Consider the following 18,461-nt stretch of genomic DNA (forward strand, 5'->3'; position numbering starts at 1 on the left):
GAGCCATGACCCTATCTACGCCTGCCACCGCTGTCCTGGCGGACTTCCACGAGGCCCCTCGTAGCTGGTTCGCGGGGCGCTTTCCCGCGCCGACCGCGGCGCAGCTCCAGGCCTGGCCGGCCATTCGCGCCGGCGCCTCGGTGCTGGTGGCGGCGCCGACTGGCTCGGGCAAGACCCTGACCGCCTTCTTCGCCGTGCTCGACGGCCTGGTGCAGGAGGCGCTGCGCGACGGCGGCCTGCCCGAGGCCTGTCTCTGGCTCTATGTATCACCGCTGAAGGCCCTGTCCAACGACATCCGCCTCAATCTCGAAGAGCCGCTGGCCGGGATCGGTGCAGCCCTGGAGGCCCGGGAGTTGCCACCGCTGGAGTTGCGCACCGCGGTGCGCACCGGCGATACCCCGCAGAAGGAGCGGGCGGCCATGCGCCGGCGGCCACCCCATCTGCTGGTCACCACGCCGGAATCCCTCTACGTACTGCTGGGCTCGGATTCCGGTCGACGCCTGCTGGCCAGCGTGCGCGGCGTCATCGTCGACGAGATCCATGCCATCGCCGATGGCAAGCGGGGCAGTCATCTCACGCTCAGCCTGGCGCGCCTGGAGGCCCTCACGGGTCGTCCGCTGCAGCGTATCGGTCTGTCCGCTACCCAGAAGCCTCTGGCCGCGGTGGCCGCCTTCCTGGTCGGGCGCGATGCCCAGGGGCAGCCCAGGCCCTGTACGGTGATCGACATCGGCCACCAGCGCGCCCGCGACCTGGCCCTGGAGGTGCCACCCATTCCCCTGGAGGCGATGCTGTCCACCCAGGCCTGGGAACTGGTCTACGACCGCCTCGCCGAACTGGCCGAGGCGCACCGCACCACCCTGGTGTTCGTCAATACCCGGCGCCTGGCGGAGCGCATGGCACGGCAGCTGTCGGATCGCCTCGGCCACGCCCAGGTCGCTGCCCACCACGGCAGCCTGGCCAAGGAACAGCGGCTGGACGCCGAGCAGCGTCTCAAGCGCGGCGAATTGCGGCTGCTCCTGGCGACCGCCTCCCTGGAGCTGGGCATCGACATCGGCGACGTCGACCTGGTCTGCCAGATCGGTTCGCCCGGCTCCATCGCCGCCTTCCTCCAGCGCGTCGGGCGCGCCAATCACCAGGTGGGCGGCCTGCCCAAGGGGCGGCTGTTCCCCACCTCGCGGGACGACCTGGTGGAGTGCGTGGCGCTGCTCGACTGCGTGCGCCGCGGCGAGTTGGACACCCTGCACATCCCCCGGGCGCCGCTGGACGTCCTGGCCCAGCAACTGGTGGCCGAGGTGGCCTGCCAGGAGTGGTCGGAAGCGGGCCTGCTGGCCGTGTTGCGCCAGGCCGAGCCCTATGCGGACCTTGGCGAGTCCGATTATACCGCCGTGGTGGAGATGCTCAGCCAGGGCTACAGCGACCGCCGCGGTCCCCGCGCGGCCTATGTGCACCGCGATGCGGTCAACGGCCTGCTGCGGGGCCGTCGCGGCGGCAAGGCCACTGCCGTGATGAGCGGCGGCACCATCCCGGAAAGTGGCGACTTCAGCGTCCTGCTCGAGCCCCAGGGTCATACCGTGGGCAGCGTCAACGAGGATTTCGCCTTCGAAAGCCTGGTGGGCGATGTCTTCCAGCTCGGCAATACCGCCTACCGCATCGTCAAGATCGAAGGCAGCAGGGTACGGGTCGAAGACGCCAAGGGCCAGCCGCCCAACATTCCCTTCTGGCACGGCGAGGCGCCTGGGCGCAGTGACGAGCTGTCGGCCGGCCTGGCCCGCCTGCGGGCGGATCTCGAACCCCTGCTGCCCGCCAAGGGCGAGACGCCGGAACCCGCCATCGCCCGTATCGGCGCGGCCTATGAGCTGGAGGAGGGCGCCGCCCGCCAACTGGTGGACTATCTCGGTCGCACACGCCAGGCCCTCGGCGCGCTGCCGACGCAGCAGACGCTGGTCATGGAGCGCTTCTTCGACCAGGCCGGCGGCATGCAGCTGATCATCCATGCGCCCTTTGGCAGCCGGATCAATCGGGCCTGGGGCCTGGCCCTGCGCAAGAGATTCTGCCGCCACTTCAATGTCGAGTTGCAGGCGGCGGCCACCGAGAACGCCCTGATCCTCTCGCTGGCCACCAGCCACAGCTTCGTGCTCGACGAGGTCTGGCGCTACCTGCATCCGGCCACCGCGGAACACGTCCTCATTCAGGCATTGCTCGACGCCCCCCTGTTCGCCGTGCGCTGGCGCTGGAACGCCACCACGGCGCTGGCCCTGCCGCGCTTCAGCGCTGGACGCAAGGTCGCTACCCAGGTGCAGCGCATGCGCAGCGAAGACCTGCTGGCCACGGTCTTTCCCGATCAGGTCGCCTGCCTGGAAAACCTTTCCGGCGAGCGCCAGGTGCCCGACCACCCACTGGTCCGCCAGACCCTGGACGACTGCCTGCACGACTCCCTCGACAGCCGCGGCTGGCTGGCCCTGCTGGAGCGGATCGGCGCCGGCCAGCTGACCTTGCTGACCCGCGATCTGCCCGGACCTTCGCCCCTGGCGGCCGAGGTGCTCACGGCCAAGCCCTATGCCTACCTGGACGATGCCCCGGTCGAGGAACGCCGGACCCTGGCGGTGCAGAATCGCCGCTTCGGCGGTGCCGATCCCGACGACCTCGGCGCCCTGGATCCGGCCGCCATCGCCCTGGTGCGCGACGAAGCCTGGCCGCGGCTGGAAACCGCCGATGACTTGCACGAGGCCCTGCTGGGCGTGGGCTTTCTCACCGAGGCGGAGGTGGCGCCGCGGCGAGCCCAGGCACTCCAGTTGAGCAAGACCCGGCGCGCGGGACGGCTGCGCCTGCCCGCGGCGACGCTATGGATCGCTGCCGAGCGTCTACCGGCGTTCCAGCAGCTGTTTCCCGTAGCCCCTGTCGAGCCAGCGCTCAGTCCGCCGCCTGGCTTCCCGGTACCCGTCGATGCCGAGACGGCGCTGGTCGAGTTGTTGCGCGCCCGGCTGACCGCCCTGGGGCCCATCGACCAGGCCGCCCTGGCCGCCAGCCTCGGCCTGCCTCCGGAACGCCTCACGGCGGCGCTGTTGGCCCTGCAGCGCGAAGGCTACGTGCTGCAGGGGCGTTTCACGCCGGCAGGCACGGCGGTGGAATGGTGCGAGCGGCATCTGCTAGCCCGCATCCATCGCTACACCCTGGGCCGGCTGCGCAAAGCCATCGAGCCGGTGGCCCTGGCGGATTACCTGAGATTCCTGCTGGATCATCACCACCTGGCCGGACCGGCGACCCTGAAGGGCGGGGAAGGGCTGGAACAGGTGGTGGGCCAGCTGGAAGGCTTCGAGGTAGCGGCTGCCGGCTGGGAAAGCGAGATCCTGCCAAGCCGGCTGCCCGACTACCTGTTCACGGGTCTCGACGATCTCTGTCGCGCCGGGCGGGCGGTCTGGTTGCGCCTACCCACCCCGGGGCGGGGCGGCGGCGGGCCGGTCAAGGGCACGCCCATCGTCCTGCTGCCGCGGCGGCATCTGGCGGACTGGAGCGCCTTGACCGTGGCGCCCACGGCGGAACTGTTGACGCCCAAGGCGCAACGGGTACTGGAGGTGCTGATACGCCGGGGCGCCTCCTACTTCGACGAATTGCTGGGCGAGGCGCGGCTCTTGCGCAGCGAGCTGGAGACGGCGCTGGGCGAGTTGGTCGGTGCCGGGGCGGTCAATGCCGACAGCTTCGCTGGGCTACGCGCCCTGCTGTTGCCGGCGGCCAAGCGTGGCAGCCGCAGCGGTGCGCGTCGCGGACGTATTCCGCTCTATGGTGGCATGGACGACGCCGGTCGCTGGGCTGCCTTGCATCCGCGCGAACTGGCGGTGGAGGCCCGTTTGCCGGACGTCTTGGTGGAGCGGCTGGTCTGGGTGCTGCTGCGGCGCTACGGGGTGCTCTGCTGGCAACTGCTGCAGCGCGAGAGCTCGCTGCTACCGCCCTGGCGGGATCTGCTGCGCGCCTGCCACCGCCTGGAGGCCCGCGGCGAGATCCGGGGTGGCCGTTTCATCGCGGGACTTTCCGGCGAGCAGTTCGCCGATCCGGCCGTCATCGCCCCGCTGCGCGAATGGCGCCAGCGTCCGGCGGACGACAGCTGGGTCTGTGTGTCGGCCCTGGACCCGCTCAATCTGCTGGGCACCCTGCTGCCCGGTACCAAGGTGCCGGCCGTGGCCGGCAATCGACTGCTCTATCGCGATGGGGTGCCCATCGCCGCGCGTATCACCAATGAGGTCAGGTGGCTGGTGGAGCTGCCGCCGGCGGACCAGGTGCGGGCACGGCGGGCGCTGCAGCAACTGGGACGCGAGCGGCCGCACAGCGGCGCTGCCGGTCGCCCGCTGCCCCAGGTGCCGAGCACCGGCTGAACGGCGCGCGCCGGCTCAGCCGATGAGCGCCACGGCGTCGGCTTCGGCCAGCGGTCTGCCCAGCAGATAGCCCTGGGCGTAATCCACCTGCAGATCACGCAGGGTGTCGAGTTCACCTGCCGTTTCCACCCCCTCGGCCACGACCTTGGAACCGATTTCATGGGCGAAGCCGAGCAGGCCCTTCGCCAGGGCGCGGCGGTTGCGGTCTTCGTGGATGGCCCGGGTTAGGCTCATGTCGAGTTTGATGATGTCGGGTTGCAACTGCAGGATGTGCTTCATGCTGGAGTGGCCGGCGCCGGCATCGTCCACCGCGAGGCGCATGCCCTGCTGCCGCAGGGGGGAGAGGGCAGCGGCCAGCGCCGCGTAGTCCTCGATGATGGCGTGCTCGGTGATCTCCAGGGTAACGCGGGACAGGTCCTGCACGCGCTCGAACAGCGGTCGCAGCAGCGTCGAGGTCACCAGCTCCGGTGAGGCATTGAGGTTGAGAACGTAGGGCGCGGCGAAGGTCTCCAGGTAGGCCAGGCTCTTGCGCAGCACCCGTTCTTCCAACTGCGCACCCATGCCTGCCTTGGCGGCCTGGTCGAACCATTTGTCCGGCGAGCGCTGCGGTTCCACCTCGAAGCGCGACAGGCATTCGAAGCCGTGCAGCCGCAGATCAGCCAGCTGGAAGACCGGCTGAAAGACGATGCGGGGCGCGCCCAGGGCGAGGGCCGCTTCGATCTCGTCGATCATGGTCTGGCGTACGCGCCTGTCGCCGCCCATTTCGTGCAGTCGCAGCGCCAGGATCTCGGCGAAGGCACGCAGCATCTGCAAGTCGCGCTCGCCCAGGTTGGTATTGGGCTTGAAGCCGAAGCAGCACAAGGTGCCATAGATATGGCCACTCACCTGGATGGGGACGCTCATGTGCGAGCCGATGGGAATCGAAGCGGTCGCCGGTATCTGTTGCGTCGCCGCTATCCGCGAGGTGTCCGGGATCAACTCGGGCAAATCGCCGTTGACCACCTTCTGGCAGTAGCCTTCGGTCAGGGGAATGACCTGGCCTTCGTAGATCGGACAATCCGCGCGACTATCCACCTGTTCCAGCACCCGATCCGTCCTGCGGAAGCGCGCGAGAAAGGCCACGTCCATCCCCAGATACTGGCGGACCACCCTCAGGGACTCGCGCAACTCCCGCTCACCGATGTCGTGGGACAGCAATTTGAGTAATGGATGAGGCTGATCAGCGACCAACATACAGCGCTCCTTGTCGGTAAAGGCTGGCTTCAGACAGCGGCGGCCGGCCCCGTCCAGCCACCGTCGAAGCCTAGGATCGCTAATTCAGGTCAATTCCGACAAGGCCTGTATCGAGAACGAACCGCTCTGCTAGGCCCTTCTTGGGCGACAAGGGCCAGGGTTCGCAGTACGACTGGGGCGCCAGGAGCACCCAGCGGCTTGCTTCCCTCGGCGACTCGATCACCGCAGGTTGCGAAAGAGAATCCCCGCGAGGTATCGCAGGACGGCAGGCGATCAGGTGTCGCTCAAGGTGCGGATTCGGCCGGACCTGTGAATAGCCAAGGGCCGCCGGAACGATAAGCGGGAATGGATGAGGGAGCGGACGCTAGAAGAAGGGATGCGAGGCCTTGAGCATCAGGGCGTTGTCGCAATAGGTGTTGTGCCCCGAATACACCGAACAGTCGGCGCCTCTCAGGCTGGTGCCGCTGTAGCTGAGGTTGAACAGGGTGTTCACCCATTTGCGACTCAGGTTCACCGACCAGTCGTTGAACCTCCGCACCAGGCCACCGCTGTCGACCGTCGCCGGGGCGTCGAGCACATAGTTGGTGTACTTGAGGGATACGCCGGTCTTGACCAGGGGCAGGGTGCCGAGATCGGCATAGAGCGAGGCGTTCTGGCGCCCCGGGTCATTGGCGAAGGCCGCTCCCAGGCGCTTGCCGAATACCGTCATGCCGGAATACAGCTCGCGGCTGGGTTCGACGTTCTGGATCAGATTGCTGTAGTTGATCACCCCGAATTCGTAACCGTAACCGGGTGCGAATTTGTGCTTGTAGCCGGCGTAGGTGTCCATCTCCAGTACGGGCGTATCGGCGGAAGACGCATTGTTGGTCGTCCATTGGCCGAAATACAGGCCACTGTCGTGGGTCAGATCGAAACCGCCACCCATACCGGCCGAACTGGGAGTCACCAGGCCCTGGGCCATGCTGCGCGAAGGTGTCGTGCCCATTTTCAGATCAAAATCCCCGACCTCGCGCTGCATGCCCCAGCTGGCAGCCAGCACCGGACTGCTGAGCAACCCGAGCACGATGAGACAAGGCAACGATCTGTTCATGGAAGCACTCCTGCCGTGCCGGTGAATTCGAGGAAAAGGGCAGAGATATAGGGATAACAACAAGCAGGGAATACATCCGGGTGAGAACACCCCGATGACTTCGTTGTTATTGGATGAAATACGGTGGCTAACCCATTCTTGCCCCTCGATGATAACGAACGATCGCCGCTTTTTTTTGCCACTCGTCAGGAAGTTCTCGGTAAATTGAACTAGACATGGCTGGCTCGACCACGGAATTTGATATGGGTTCTGATATCAGCGTAGCGGGAGGGTAGGTATTCGCGGCCGGCTGCAATCCGCGCTGGAACGGGCCAGGGGACATATTTATTGACAAAGGGCAGGGCCAGGGCGATGAACAACCGCGGGTCAGCGGATTGAATCGAGCCGGAATGACTCAATATTGTAGCGAGAGGGGTAGCGAGCGCTGCCCCGTGGTGGCTGTCCCCGATTGAGCGCTGGCTCGAGGAGTTTCCATGAACGACCGTATACAAGCCCTGGTGCTGGACCTGCTCGCCCGACTCGGTCTGGTGAAGGCTATTCCGATCCCCAGCCGCGAGCGCGAAAGACTGGCTGCCCAGCGCCGCGCTCAGCAGCGGCGCTAAGCAGCAGCCGTTGCCAGCGTGAACCGCAGGGCCCACGCCTTGCGGTAGGCCCCAGACCCATGGCGAAGGGCCTGAGGACCTATAGCTACTTCAGATTGCCGCTAAGGAATTGACGCAGGCGATCGCTACGCGGTGCGACCAGCACCTCGCTTGGCGGCCCTTGTTCTTCCACGACGCCCTGGTGCAGGAACAGCACCTGGGTGGACACCTCTCGAGCGAAGGCCATCTCATGGGTCACCATGAGCATGGTACGGCCTTCTTCCGCCAAGGCCCGGATCACCTTGAGCACCTCGCCGACCAACTCCGGGTCGAGCGCCGAGGTTGGCTCGTCGAACAGCATGATCTCCGGCTCCATCGCCAGTGCCCGGGCGATGGCGACCCGTTGCTGTTGACCACCGGACAGGAACGCCGGGTATTGATCGGCTACACGCGCCGGCAGACCCACCTTGTCCAGATACTTGCGCGCCCGCTCTTCCGCTTCCGCCTTGCTCACGCCCAGCGCCTTGCGCGGAGCCAGGGTGATGTTGTCCAGCACGCTCAGGTGGCTCCAGAGGTTGAAGTGCTGAAACACCATCGCCAGGCGGGTGCGCAGGTTCTGCAGCTGGGCCGCGTCGGCCACCCGTACGGCGCCGCGGTCGGCGGCCATGCGAATGGTCTCGCCATCCAGGGTCATGGTCACTTCGTTGGGCTGTTCGAGGAAGTTGATGCAGCGCAGGAAGGTGCTCTTGCCCGAGCCGCTGGCACCGATCAGGCTGACCACGTCGCCGGTCTTGGCCTGGAGCGAGACGCCCTTGAGCACTTCGTGGTCGCCGTAACGCTTGTGCAGGCCTTCGACGGTCAGTTTGTACATGGATAGGGATTCCACAGCTGAAAGAGGGTAGGGATCACGGCGACAGCAGGTAGCCGCTGCGGTAGGCCTCGGTACCTGCCACGTGGGCGATCACCATGCCGGCCGTGGCCATGCGGCGATTCGAGCGCGCGTAGAGGACGCCGGCGACGGCGCTGCGTACGTCCTCGACCTGGTCGGTGATGGGGTCTATGACTTGGGCCAGTACCTGGCCGGCTTCCACCTGCTCGCCCACCTGCGCCCTGAGCACCAGCACGCCACCCTGCCGGGTCGCCACGGGTTCGGCAGCGGCCAATGGGGTCGCCGGCTGGCGCAGCGGTGGCAAGGGTGCCGCCGTACCGGACAGGAATCCCTGGTGACGCAGGTAATGGACGATGGCGTCGGCATCCGCGCCGGCGAGGTCGTCGCGTACGTCCAACTGGCCACGCAGTTCCAGGGTGACGGACAGGCTGCCCATGGGCAGGCGTGCGCCGAAGCGCTGGTTGAGATTCCACCAGAGCAGAGTGAAGCATTCGTCGAAGGACTGGCCGCCGGAATCGGTGGCGAGCAGGCTGGCCTCCGAACCGAAGTAGCGCGCCAGGGGTTCAACCTGGGGCCAGGCTTCCGGTGTGGTGTAGAGATGGGCCACGGCGTCGAAATCGCAGTGCAGGTCGAGCACCACCTCGGCGTCGCAGGCCAGGCGCTGCAGGGTCAGACGCTGACTGTCGAGCTGGGTGGTGGCGGATTCCGCGGCCAGGGCCGTGCGGAAGGCCTCGCGCACCAGGGCCTGGTTGGCGGCTGCGTCGTCACCCAGGCGCTCGGCCACGGCGGCCTCCACCTGGGCGGTCATGTCGCGGAAGCGGCGATTGAAGTTCTGCCCGCTTTCCAGCTCGTAGCGACCGAGGTGGACGTCGGCGACCTGCTGGTCCTGACCGATGGGGTTGGCCACCGGTACCAGGACCACCTCCGCCAGGAGTTCACCGGCGGCTTCCAGCGCCCGGAGGCGCTGCTTGAGGTGCCAGGCGGTGAGCATGCCGGGCAATTCGTCGGCATGCAGCGAGGCCTGGATATAGACCTTGCGGCCACTGTCGGCGGGACCGAAGTGGAAGCTGTGGATGCAGCGCTCGGTGCCCGGGACCGGGGCGACCAGCGGATGGGTGAGATGGCGCATGATAACTCCGGGGCCGCGCCAGGCGCGGCCGCTTGGGTCAGTGGGTCGGGCCGAGGAAGGCCAGCCAGCGGCGCTCCGCCAGGCGGAACAGACCGATCAGGATGAAGGACACCGCCAGGTACAGCAACGCGGCGAGGCCGAAGGCCTGGAAGGTCAGGAAGGTCGCGGTGTTGGCGTCGCGGGCGACCTTGAGCAGGTCCGGCACCGTGGCGGTGAAGGCCAGGGTGGTCGAATGCAGCATCATGATCACTTCGTTGCTGTAGAAGGGCAGCGAACGGCGCAGTGCCGAGGGCAGGATCACGTGCACGTACAGGCGCCAGCCATCCAGGCCGTAGGCCTTGGCCGCCTCGACTTCGCCGTGGGGGGTGTTGCGAATGGCCCCGGCGAAGATCTCGGTGGTGTAGGCGCAGGTGTTCAGGGCGAAGGCCAGGATGGTGCAGTTCAGGCCGTCGCGGAAGAAGCTGCCCAGCATTGGCTGGTCACGCACGAAGCCCAGGCTGTAGATGCCGGTGTAGCAGATCAGCAGCTGCAGATAGAGCGGGGTGCCACGGAAGACGTAGGTGTAGAAGCCGATCGGCCAGCGCAGCCAGCGGCGCTCCGAGACCCGGGCCACCGACAGCGGCACCGAGACGATGAAGCCGATCACCACCGAGGCCACCAGCAGCCAGAGGGTCATGGCCAGGCCGGTGATGTGGTAGCCATCGGTCCACAGCAGGGGTTTCCAGTATTGCTGCAGGAGTTCGATCATCGCTTGGCCTCCCGCACGCCGACGTGATAGCGCCGTTCCAGCGCGCCGAGGATGGCGTTGGTCACGGCGGTGATGAGCAGATAGATGACGCCGGCGACAATCAGGAAGTAGAACAGCTTGAAGGTACCCTTGCCGGCTTCCTGGGAGGCGCGCACCAGGTCGGCCAGACCGATGATGGAGACCAGGGCGGTGGCCTTGAGCAGCACCTGCCAGTTGTTGCCGATGCCGGGCAGGGCGAATCTCATCATCTGCGGGAAGGTGATGAGGGTGAAGGTCTGCCAGCGGCTCAGGCCGTAGGCCAGGGCTGCCTCCCCCTGGCCGCGCGGCACGGCGAGGATGGCGCCGCGGAAGGTTTCGGTGAAATAGGCGCCATAGATGAAGCCCAGGGTGGCAATGCCGGCTGCCATGGGATCGATGTCTATGTAGTCCCAGCCCATGTAGTCGGTAAGGGCGCCCAGCCAGTTCTGCAGGCTGTAGAAGATCAGCAGCATCAGCACCAGGTCGGGTACGCCACGGATCAGGGTGGTGTAGCTCTGGGCAACGAAGCGCAGGGGCGTGAAGCGCGACAGCTTGGCGGAGGCGCCGAGCAGGCCGAGGATGACGGCTACCACCAGCGCGAAGCCGGCGAGCTTGAGGGTCGTCAGGGTGCCTTCCAGGATCAGGGGGCCGTAGCCGTGCAGGCTGAACGCGCCCAAGCCGATGGACTGCAAGAAGGAGTCGAAGGAATTCTGCATGCGTCTAGGAGAATCGCCTGGTGAGACCGCGGGCGGCGAGCGCCGGTGGCCATACGTAGAACGCCCCCGGTGGCACCGGGGGCGTCGACCGTGCAGACCTTACTTGGGATCGTAGAGGTTCAGGTCGCCGAAGTACTTCTTCTGGATCTTGTCGTAGGTGCCGTCGGCGTGGATGGCCGCGATGCCCTTGTTGACGAAGGTCTTGAACTCGTCGTTGCCCTTGCGGATACCGATGGCGGTATCGGCCGGCAGCAGCTCGTCGTGGATGGCGGTGTTCACGTAGCCCTTGCCCTGGGGCGACTTCATGAAGCCACCTTCGGCCTGCAGCATGTCCTGCATGGCGACGTCGATACGGCCCGATACCAGGTCGGCATAGACCTGGTCCTGGTTCTGGTAGCTCTGGACGTTGACGCCATTGGGCGCCAGCTTCTGCTTGGCGAAGGTCTCCTGGATGGTGCCCTGCTGGACGCCCACGGTCTTGCCTTTCAGGCTTTCCGGAGTGGCCTGCAGGTTGGCGCCTTCCTTGGTGACCATTGAGGAAGGACCGGACCACAGCAGGTCGGAGAAGTCGATCTGCTCGGCACGGGCCGGGGTCTTGGTCAGCGAGGACAGGATGCCGTCGAACTTGCGCGCGCGCAGGCCGGGGATCAGGCCGTCGAAGTCACTCACCACCCACTTGCACTTCACGTCCAGCTTCTGGCAGATGGCCTCGCCCAGCTCGATGTCGAAGCCGACGAAGCTGCCGTCGGCGGCCTGGGATTCGAAGGGCGGGTAGGTGGTGTCCACACCGAAGCGGATCTCTTTCCATTCCTTGGCCATCGCCGAACCGGCGGCCAGGCATAGAGCGAGCGCGGAGAGAGTCAGCCAGCTTTTTTTCATGTCGGATCCTAGTGCGAATGTGGATGAAATCATGACGCCAGTACGGCGCCCGTGCCCTCGCGGGAGCAATAAGCTTACCAGCCGGGGAAAATCGTCCCAAATCTGTACGCAGTTGCCGCGCTGGTTACATCTAGTAGCAGGTGGGGGTGGAGCGCGGCGCGCATTATGCACCGGAAGGATGCGGCTTTCCTGCATGGTGCGGACGAACGCACTGCTTTGGGTCTAAAAAGATGCGATTCCTCGCGGGTTGGGCAAAAAGGTAGCAAAACCGAAGATGTAAGCGAGACGTCCGACCTGGCCGGTAGCAATGGCCACGGGGGCTGGGTGCAAAGGAAACGGGACAGGGGGAAGATGAAGCTCAGAGAAGGTGGCACAGCGGACACGGCTAATGACATTTGCATAGCGACCTCGATCCACGCGGAGGCGGTGACGAGAGGCTTTGCGGCCTTCGTGAGCGCCCAGCATCCGGGGCTGGCGGACGAGTCAGCCGACCTGCCCATCCGTCTGGTCATTACCGAGGCGACCGGAGTCATTGCCGGTCTGCTTGGCAGGGTGTTCTGGGAAGGGCTGGAAATCGAGGTGCTTTGGGTGGCCGATGCCCATCGCTGTCGCGGACTAGGCCAGCGTCTATTGCAGCGGGCGGAAGCCGATGCACGAGTCTTGGGCGCCAGGGTGGCCTATCTGCGTACGGCGCACGCGGCAGCTTTCTATGAGCGTTGCGGCTATCGACACTGCGGCTACCTGCCGCGACCGCTAGGGACCGGCTTGCACAGTTTCTACAGGGAATTGAGCTGATGCCGGGGCGGGCGTGGGGCGTTCGAGCGAGGCGGTTGGTCGCGCTGGTGGCCCTGGCCGCGCTCTATGGTGCCTTGCACGACCAACTGAGTTATGCCATCGGTCCGGAGTACTTCACCTGCCTAAAATTTCCGCAGTTCGGCCTGCTCGACGAATCCATCGCGCCGCGTTGGCGAGTGGCCCAGGTCGGCCTGCTGGCAGGGGCGGCGGCAGGTCTACCCCTGGGGCTGGCACTTTCGTGGTGGGTGCGGCGCCGGAACGGCGGGGGTGGCCTGCTCTGGCAGGGCGCCGCCTGGGTAGTGCTGGGCGCGGTGATCCTGGCGACCCTCGGCCTGGCGCTCGGCGGGCTGGCCCTGGACGTCGGCAGCGCGCAACGCGTGCCGGCCTGCGTCCAGGACGCCCGCGGCTTTCTGTTGGCGGCCTGGATGCATGACGGCAGTTACCTGGGTGCCCTGGCCGGTCTGCTGGCCTTCTTCTGGCGCAGCCGTCGCCAGCGCTGAAGGCGCGAGAGCCGGCGTTCGATGCCGCCCTCGAGGGCGAGGAAGGCCAGGGCGACCCCACCACCGAGCAGGGTACTGCCCAGGCGTTCGCGGGCGACGCTGGCCTCGGGAGCGCCCGCCAGGGCCACCATCAGGACCGTGGTACCGGTGATGAACAGGGTCTGCAGCGAATAGCGGCCGTCCTGCAGCAGGTAGGCCCCCAGGGCGCAGACCAGGCAGGCCGCGGCCAGCACGGCAGGCGTGGCGTCGATCCAGACCACCGTGCCCGCCAGCAGGCAGCCGGCCAGGGTGCCGCCCAGACGCCCCAGTCCTCGGCGCCAGGTATCGTCCAGGCGTGGCTTGAGCACCAGCAGGGCGGTCATCGGTGCCCAATAGCCGTGGCCGTAGTCGAGCACGCTGCTGAGGATCTGGCAGAGGGCGACCACCGCGGCGGCGTAGAAACCGTAGCGGCCCAGGCGAAATCTGTCTTCGAACAGCACCACGACGGCGTGCAGATGCCTCCTGAGCGATCCGCTGTGCAGGCGCCATTGGGAGCGGTAGAGCGCCTTCTGCAGCAGGGCGAAGAGCAGCAGCTGCAGCAGGCCCCCGGCGAGCACCAGGCCGCCGCGCAGCAGTGCCTGCTGTCCATCCCCCGGAAAGCCGCCGGCCACCAGCAGGGCCACGGTCCACTGCTGGGTGATCCACCAGGGGCCGTTGCCGACCGCGAACAACCAGGCGCAGCAGGCGGCCCAGAGCGCGCCGGCCAGGACCAGGGCGGGCAGGTAGTGGCCCAGCAGCGAGCCCACCACGGCGGAAAAGGCCATGCCCAGCGCGGCCACCAGCATGGGGGCCAGGGGCTCGTCGGCGAAGCTCTTGTAGGCGCCGAAGCCGACGGTATAGGCGCCGCCCAGGGCCACCACGCAGGGCAGCCAGGCCTGGGTCAGCAGCCCGAGCAGCAGGATCGCCGCCAGGGCGGGCAGGCAGGCGAGCGCCAGCGTCCAGCGGGGTTCCCGGGGCGCGCCGGGTGCGCCGGCGGCGGGGGCGTCGTCACCCATCGCCTAGAGCAACAGGTTCTGCAGGATGTCGAGGGTGTCGGCCTCGGCCACCGGCTTGTCGTGGCGCCAGCGCAACATGCGCGGGAAGCGCACGGCGACGCCGCTCTTGTGGCGCTTGGACAGGGCGATGCCCTCGAAGCCCAGCTCGAACACCAGGGTCGGCTCGACGCTGCGCACCGGGCCGAATTTCTCCACGGTGGTGCGCCGGACGATGGCGTCGACCTTGCGCATCTCTTCGTCGGTCAGGCCCGAGTAGGCCTTGGCGAAGGGCACCAGGGTGCGCTCCGAGCTGTCCGGCGGACCGTCCCACACCGCGAAGGTGTAGTCGGAATAGAGGCTGGCGCGCCGCCCGTGGCCGCGCTGGGCATAGATGAGCACGGCGTCTACCGAGAAGGGATCGACCTTCCATTTCCACCAGGTGCCCATGTCCTTGGTGCGGCCGACGCCGTAGAGCGAGTCCTGCGCCTTGAGCATCATGCCTTCCACGCCCAGGGTGCGCGAAGCCTCGCGCTGGCGGGCGAGATCCTGCCAATCGCGACCGTGCAGCAGCGGCGAGGGGCGCAGCAACGGGCTGGCACAGCCGGTCACCACCTGTTCCAGCTGGCGGCGGCGCTGCCGTTGTGGCTGGCTGCGCAGGTCGTGGCCCTGCCATTCCAGCAGGTCGTAGGCGAGCAGGATGACCGGTACGTCCTCGAGGATCTTCTTGCCCAGGGTCTTGCGACCGATGCGTTGTTGCAGCAGGGCGAAGGGCTGCACGCCGAAGGGCATGGGCGCGGCCGGATCGCGTTGGTCCTGGTGTTCGCTGACTTCCTCGCTGCTGAGCAGGGTGTCGGGGGCGGCGTCTTCCTTCCAGACCACGATCTCGCCGTCGATCACGGTACCGTCGGGTAGCAGGGCTGCCAGGGGCTGCAATTCGGGAAAGCGGTCGGTGACCAGGTCTTCGCCCCGCGACCAGAGCCACAGGCGGCCATCGCGCTTGACCAACTGGGCGCGGATGCCGTCCCACTTCCATTCCACCTGCCAGTCCGCTGCCGGGCCGAGTTGCGCCTCGAATTGCTCCACCGGCAGTTGCAGGGCGTGGGCGAGAAAGAAGGGGTAGGGCTGGCCGCCGCGCTGGGCATGTTCGTCGGGGCTCTCCGGGGCGACCAGGCGGGCGTAGCCCTCGGCCGTGGGGCGATGGGAAAGGTCCGTGTAGCCCACCAGGCGCTGGGCGACCCGCTTGGGATCGAGGTCGGCCAGGGTCGCCAGGGCCCGGGTCACCAGCAGCTTGGAGACGCCAACGCGGAATTCGCCGGTGATCAGCTTGATGCAGACCATCAGGCTCTGCCGGTCCAGTTGCGCCCATAACGGCGGCAGGCGCTCGGCGAGTTCCTCCGGCGGCAGGCCGCGCAGCGGCAACAGGTACTCCTCCAGCCAGAAAGCCAGGCCCTCGGCATTGCCGGCATCGGCGGTGGGAATCAGCAGCGACATGGTCTCGGCCAGGTCGCCCACCGCCTGGTAGCTCTCCTCGAACAGCCATTCGGGCAGGCCGGAGAGGGCCATGGTCAATTCGCGCAACTGGCGGGTCGGCACCAGGCGGCGCGGGCGTCCGCCGGCGAGGAAGTAGACCGCCCAGGCGGCGTCCGCGGCCGGGGCACTGCCGAAGTAGTCCACCAGGGCGGCCAGCTTGGCGTTGCTGGAGGTGGTGGCGTCGAGACGGCCATAGAGCTCGGCGAAGGCCTTCATGCCTGGGCCTCCGCGGTAACCGGCGTATCGTCTTCCTCACCGTATTCGGTGGTGAAGCCCTGGGCATCCAGGCCCTGATCACGCAGGTAGCGCACCAGGATGGCGACCGAACCGTGGGTGACCATCACCCGTTCGGCACCGGTCTGCTCGATGGCCCACAGCAAGCCCGGCCAGTCGGCATGGTCGGAGAGCACGAAGCCGCGATCCACCCCGCGCCGACGGCGGGTGCCGCGCAGCATCATCCAGCCACTGGCGAAGGCGTCGCTGTGCTCGCCGAAACGGCGGATCCAGGTACTGCCACCAGCGGAGGGTGGGGCGATGATCAGGGCCTGGCGCAGCAGCGGATCGCTCTTCTTGAAGTCTCCAGCATAGTGGGTTTCCGGAATGCGGATTCCAGCCTCGCGATAGACCCGGTTGAGCGGCTCCACCGCGCCATGGGCGAGGATCGGGCCGATTGCGGGATCGAGGCCGTGCAGCAGGCGCTGCGCCTTGCCGAAGGCATAGCTGTAGAGGACGCTGGCCAGCCCCTGGGTCTGGTTGGCCCGCCACCAGGCATTCACCTCGGCGAAGATCTCCGCCTGGGGCCGCCAGTGATAGATCGGCAGGCCAAAGGTGGATTCGGTGATGAAGGTATGGCAGCGCACCGGTTCGAAGGGGGTGCAGGTGCCATCGGGCTCCACCTTGTAGTCACCCGAGGCCACCCAGACCTCGCCACGATATTCCAGGCGCACCTGGGCGGAACCCAGTACGTGGCCGGCGGGATGGAAGCTCAGCTTCACCCCGTGGTGGTCGATGACCTCGCCGTACTCCAGGGTCTGAAGGTTGATGTCGGCACCCAGCCGGGCGCGCAGGATGCCGGCACTGCCCGACGTCGCCAGGTAATGACCGTTGCCCATCCGGGCATGATCGCCATGACCATGGGTGATGACTGCGCGCTCCACGGGATGCCAGGGATCTATGTAGAAGTCGCCCGGCGGGCAATAGAGGCCGTCTGGGCGGGCGATGACGAGATCCATGGGCAAACGTCCTCAGGGAGGTATGGGTAAATTGGCGCCAAATTGCCGTCCTTTTCGGGGCTTCATGGCAGAAGGCGGCAAATAGCTGACGAATAACCCGGTCGTGATAGTGCTTTGATATCGGAACTGGTTCACAATTTGAGCGTGAGGTGAATCGGTTATTCCCGTTCCGGGTGATAGCGGTTTCTGGTGTCGTCTGTTTGGACCGGTGGCGTAAACGCCCGGTTCGTTCGACGTGGGACTGCCAGTTGGCAAGGATTTTCTGGAGCGAGCATGGACGGTGTCGAATCGACCTGTGCCAAGGATGGAGCCTTCCAGCGGCTGTGGTATGGCTGCGCTGGACGCGCGGCCTACCTGGTACTGATTACCCGGATACTCCAGGCGCTGGTGGTGGTTGGCGTGGGTGCCTTCTGCTATCCCGTCGGCGAGCACTGGAAGGCCCATGGGCTGCTGGTGCTGCTGGTGCTGGTGGTGTTCCAGGCCGCCGGGCTGTATGGGGATCTGCTGTTCAGCAACCTGCTGCGCTTCCGGCGGCTGACCCTGGCCTGGCTGACTGCCTTCGTGCTCTGCCTGTTCGTGTTGCAGCAGATCCATCCCTTTTCCCTGGAAGAACAGCGCGCGCCGCTGCTGAGGTGGTTCTTCGGCGCCCTGCTGTCACTGCTGCTGATGCGGCTGCTGATTCTTTCTTCCTACCACTGGCTCGCCCAGCGCGGTATCTACCTGCAGCGAGCGGTGATCCTCGGTGCCACCGAGAATGGCCTGCGGCTGGCCAACCACCTGCTGGTCCGCCAGGACTTCCGCTGCGGGCTGGTGGGCATCGTCGACGATCGCTCGGTGAACCGCCTGCCGGAACACCTGGCCGGACTGCCCTGGCTGGGCGGTACCCGGGACCTGCGCGTGCTCATCGAGGCGCTGCGGCTGGATACGGTGTTCATCGCCCTGCCATGGACCGCGGAGCGCCGCATCGACGAGGTGACCCGGGTGCTCAAGCGCCTGCCCGTGAACGTGCTGCTGGTGCCGGACCTGGTGGCTCTGCGCTATGCCCAGTCACCCCTGGCGGAGATCGCCGGCGTTCATCTCTTCCGGGTCTCGCGCCAGGCGCTGAGCGGCTGGGCACCGTTGTTCAAGCGTTGCGAGGACCTGCTGCTGGCAGGCCTGGTCCTGCCCGTCGTGGCCTTGCCCATGCTGCTGATCGCCCTCGCCATCAAGCTGGATTCACCGGGCCCGATCCTCTTTCGCCAGAAGCGCTACGGCTACAACGACCGCCTCATCGAGGTCTGGAAGTTTCGCACCATGTTCGCCTGCCAGGCTGACCAGGAGGCCGCGCGCCAGACCACCCCGGACGATCCGCGGGTGACACGGGTGGGCCGCTGGCTGCGGCGGTTGAGCCTCGACGAATTGCCGCAGCTGCTCAACGTGCTGGGCGGCAGCATGTCGCTGGTCGGGCCGCGTCCCCATGCCACGGCGACCCAGGCAGCCGGCCTCAGGTTCGAGGAGGCGGTCATGGAGTATTCGGCCCGCCACCGGGTGAAGCCCGGCATGACCGGCTGGGCACAGGTCAATGGGCTGCGCGGCGAAACCGACACCCTGGACAAGATCGAGCGCCGCACCGAGTACGACCTGCGCTACATCGAGGAATGGTCGCTCTGGCTGGACCTGTACATCCTCTGTCGCACACCGTTCTCGCTGCTCTGGAGCCGAACGGCCTATTAAGCCAATCCTCAGCCTCGCCAACCCATTA

General features: G+C 66.8%; 15 protein-coding genes. 5 read left to right on the plus strand and 10 right to left on the minus strand.

The genetic code is table 11. The features are described from left to right. The first annotated feature begins 5 nt into the window (after window positions 1-5). Window positions 6-4,367, plus strand: a complete 4,362-nt coding sequence (locus RND78_RS01020; protein ID WP_312725285.1) for a DEAD/DEAH box helicase — start codon at window positions 6-8, stop codon at window positions 4,365-4,367. A 15-nt stretch (window positions 4,368-4,382) separates the two neighbouring features. Here the strand turns inward: RND78_RS01020 and RND78_RS01025 are convergent, their stop codons facing one another. Further along, a complete protein-coding gene (locus RND78_RS01025; RefSeq protein ID WP_312725286.1) occupies window positions 4,383-5,600 on the minus strand; it encodes an EAL domain-containing protein in 1,218 nt (405 codons plus the stop codon). Window positions 5,601-5,964: 364 nt separating this feature from the next. Continuing rightward, window positions 5,965-6,690: a TorF family putative porin gene (locus tag RND78_RS01030; RefSeq protein WP_312725287.1), complete on the minus strand. Its 726-nt coding sequence runs from the start codon at window positions 6,688-6,690 to the stop codon at window positions 5,965-5,967. A gap of 473 nt (window positions 6,691-7,163) precedes the next feature. On the opposite strand from RND78_RS01030, the gene RND78_RS01035 reads away from it, so the two are divergent. Continuing rightward, window positions 7,164-7,292 carry a hypothetical protein gene (locus RND78_RS01035; protein ID WP_269085513.1) on the plus strand — a complete coding sequence of 43 codons (129 nt, stop codon included), beginning with the start codon at window positions 7,164-7,166 and terminating at the stop codon, window positions 7,290-7,292. Between the two features lie 85 nt (window positions 7,293-7,377). Here RND78_RS01035 and RND78_RS01040 read toward each other — a convergent pair whose 3' ends face one another. The 5 genes from RND78_RS01040 to RND78_RS01060 form a co-directional block, all read right to left on the minus strand. Further along, complete coding sequence (locus tag RND78_RS01040) at window positions 7,378-8,142, minus strand: ATP-binding cassette domain-containing protein (protein ID WP_312725292.1); 765 nt, start codon at window positions 8,140-8,142, stop codon at window positions 7,378-7,380. 34 nt (window positions 8,143-8,176) lie between these two features. Beyond that, window positions 8,177-9,289: a M14 family metallopeptidase gene (locus RND78_RS01045; RefSeq protein ID WP_312725293.1), complete on the minus strand. Its 1,113-nt coding sequence runs from the start codon at window positions 9,287-9,289 to the stop codon at window positions 8,177-8,179. A gap of 37 nt (window positions 9,290-9,326) precedes the next feature. Then, window positions 9,327-10,037, minus strand: coding sequence for an ABC transporter permease (locus tag RND78_RS01050; RefSeq protein WP_312725294.1), 711 nt, complete (start codon window positions 10,035-10,037; stop codon window positions 9,327-9,329). Then, window positions 10,034-10,771 carry an ABC transporter permease gene (locus RND78_RS01055; protein WP_059226171.1) on the minus strand — a complete coding sequence of 246 codons (738 nt, stop codon included), beginning with the start codon at window positions 10,769-10,771 and terminating at the stop codon, window positions 10,034-10,036. Before RND78_RS01055 ends, RND78_RS01050 begins: the two co-directional genes overlap by 4 nt. A gap of 99 nt (window positions 10,772-10,870) precedes the next feature. Continuing rightward, the gene (locus RND78_RS01060) at window positions 10,871-11,650 is read right to left on the minus strand and encodes a transporter substrate-binding domain-containing protein (RefSeq protein WP_059226172.1); all 780 of its coding nucleotides are present in this window, start codon (window positions 11,648-11,650) and stop codon (window positions 10,871-10,873) included. A 351-nt stretch (window positions 11,651-12,001) separates the two neighbouring features. Between RND78_RS01060 and RND78_RS01065 the strand changes: the two genes are divergently transcribed. Both RND78_RS01065 and RND78_RS01070 read left to right on the plus strand, forming a co-directional pair. Further along, the gene (locus RND78_RS01065) at window positions 12,002-12,445 is read left to right on the plus strand and encodes a GNAT family N-acetyltransferase (protein ID WP_312725299.1); all 444 of its coding nucleotides are present in this window, start codon (window positions 12,002-12,004) and stop codon (window positions 12,443-12,445) included. A 35-nt stretch (window positions 12,446-12,480) separates the two neighbouring features. Beyond that, a complete protein-coding gene (locus RND78_RS01070) occupies window positions 12,481-12,945 on the plus strand; it encodes a hypothetical protein (protein WP_312725301.1) in 465 nt (154 codons plus the stop codon). Here RND78_RS01070 and RND78_RS01075 read toward each other — a convergent pair. Genes RND78_RS01075 through RND78_RS01085 form a run of 3 tightly spaced genes read right to left on the minus strand, consistent with a single transcriptional unit; the run spans window position 12,885 to window position 16,720 of the window. Further along, entirely contained in the window at window positions 12,885-13,979 is a 1,095-nt protein-coding gene (locus tag RND78_RS01075) for an FUSC family protein (RefSeq protein ID WP_312725304.1), read from the minus strand. The two genes, RND78_RS01070 and RND78_RS01075, sit on opposite strands and share 61 nt — an antisense overlap. Before the next feature lie 3 nt (window positions 13,980-13,982). Beyond that, a complete protein-coding gene (locus RND78_RS01080; protein ID WP_312725306.1) occupies window positions 13,983-15,704 on the minus strand; it encodes an ATP-dependent DNA ligase in 1,722 nt (573 codons plus the stop codon). Continuing rightward, a complete protein-coding gene (locus RND78_RS01085) occupies window positions 15,701-16,720 on the minus strand; it encodes a ligase-associated DNA damage response exonuclease (RefSeq protein ID WP_312725308.1) in 1,020 nt (339 codons plus the stop codon). Before RND78_RS01085 ends, RND78_RS01080 begins: the two co-directional genes overlap by 4 nt. 273 nt (window positions 16,721-16,993) lie before the next feature. On the opposite strand from RND78_RS01085, the gene RND78_RS01090 reads away from it, so the two are divergent. Further along, on the plus strand, window positions 16,994-18,433 hold the full coding sequence (locus RND78_RS01090) for an undecaprenyl-phosphate glucose phosphotransferase (RefSeq protein ID WP_312725310.1): 1,440 nt from the start codon (window positions 16,994-16,996) through the stop codon (window positions 18,431-18,433). The last annotated feature ends 28 nt before the right edge of the window (window positions 18,434-18,461 follow it).

Source organism: Pseudomonas oryzihabitans (assembly GCF_032027545.1).
GTDB lineage: Bacteria > Pseudomonadota > Gammaproteobacteria > Pseudomonadales > Pseudomonadaceae > Chryseomonas > Chryseomonas oryzihabitans_F.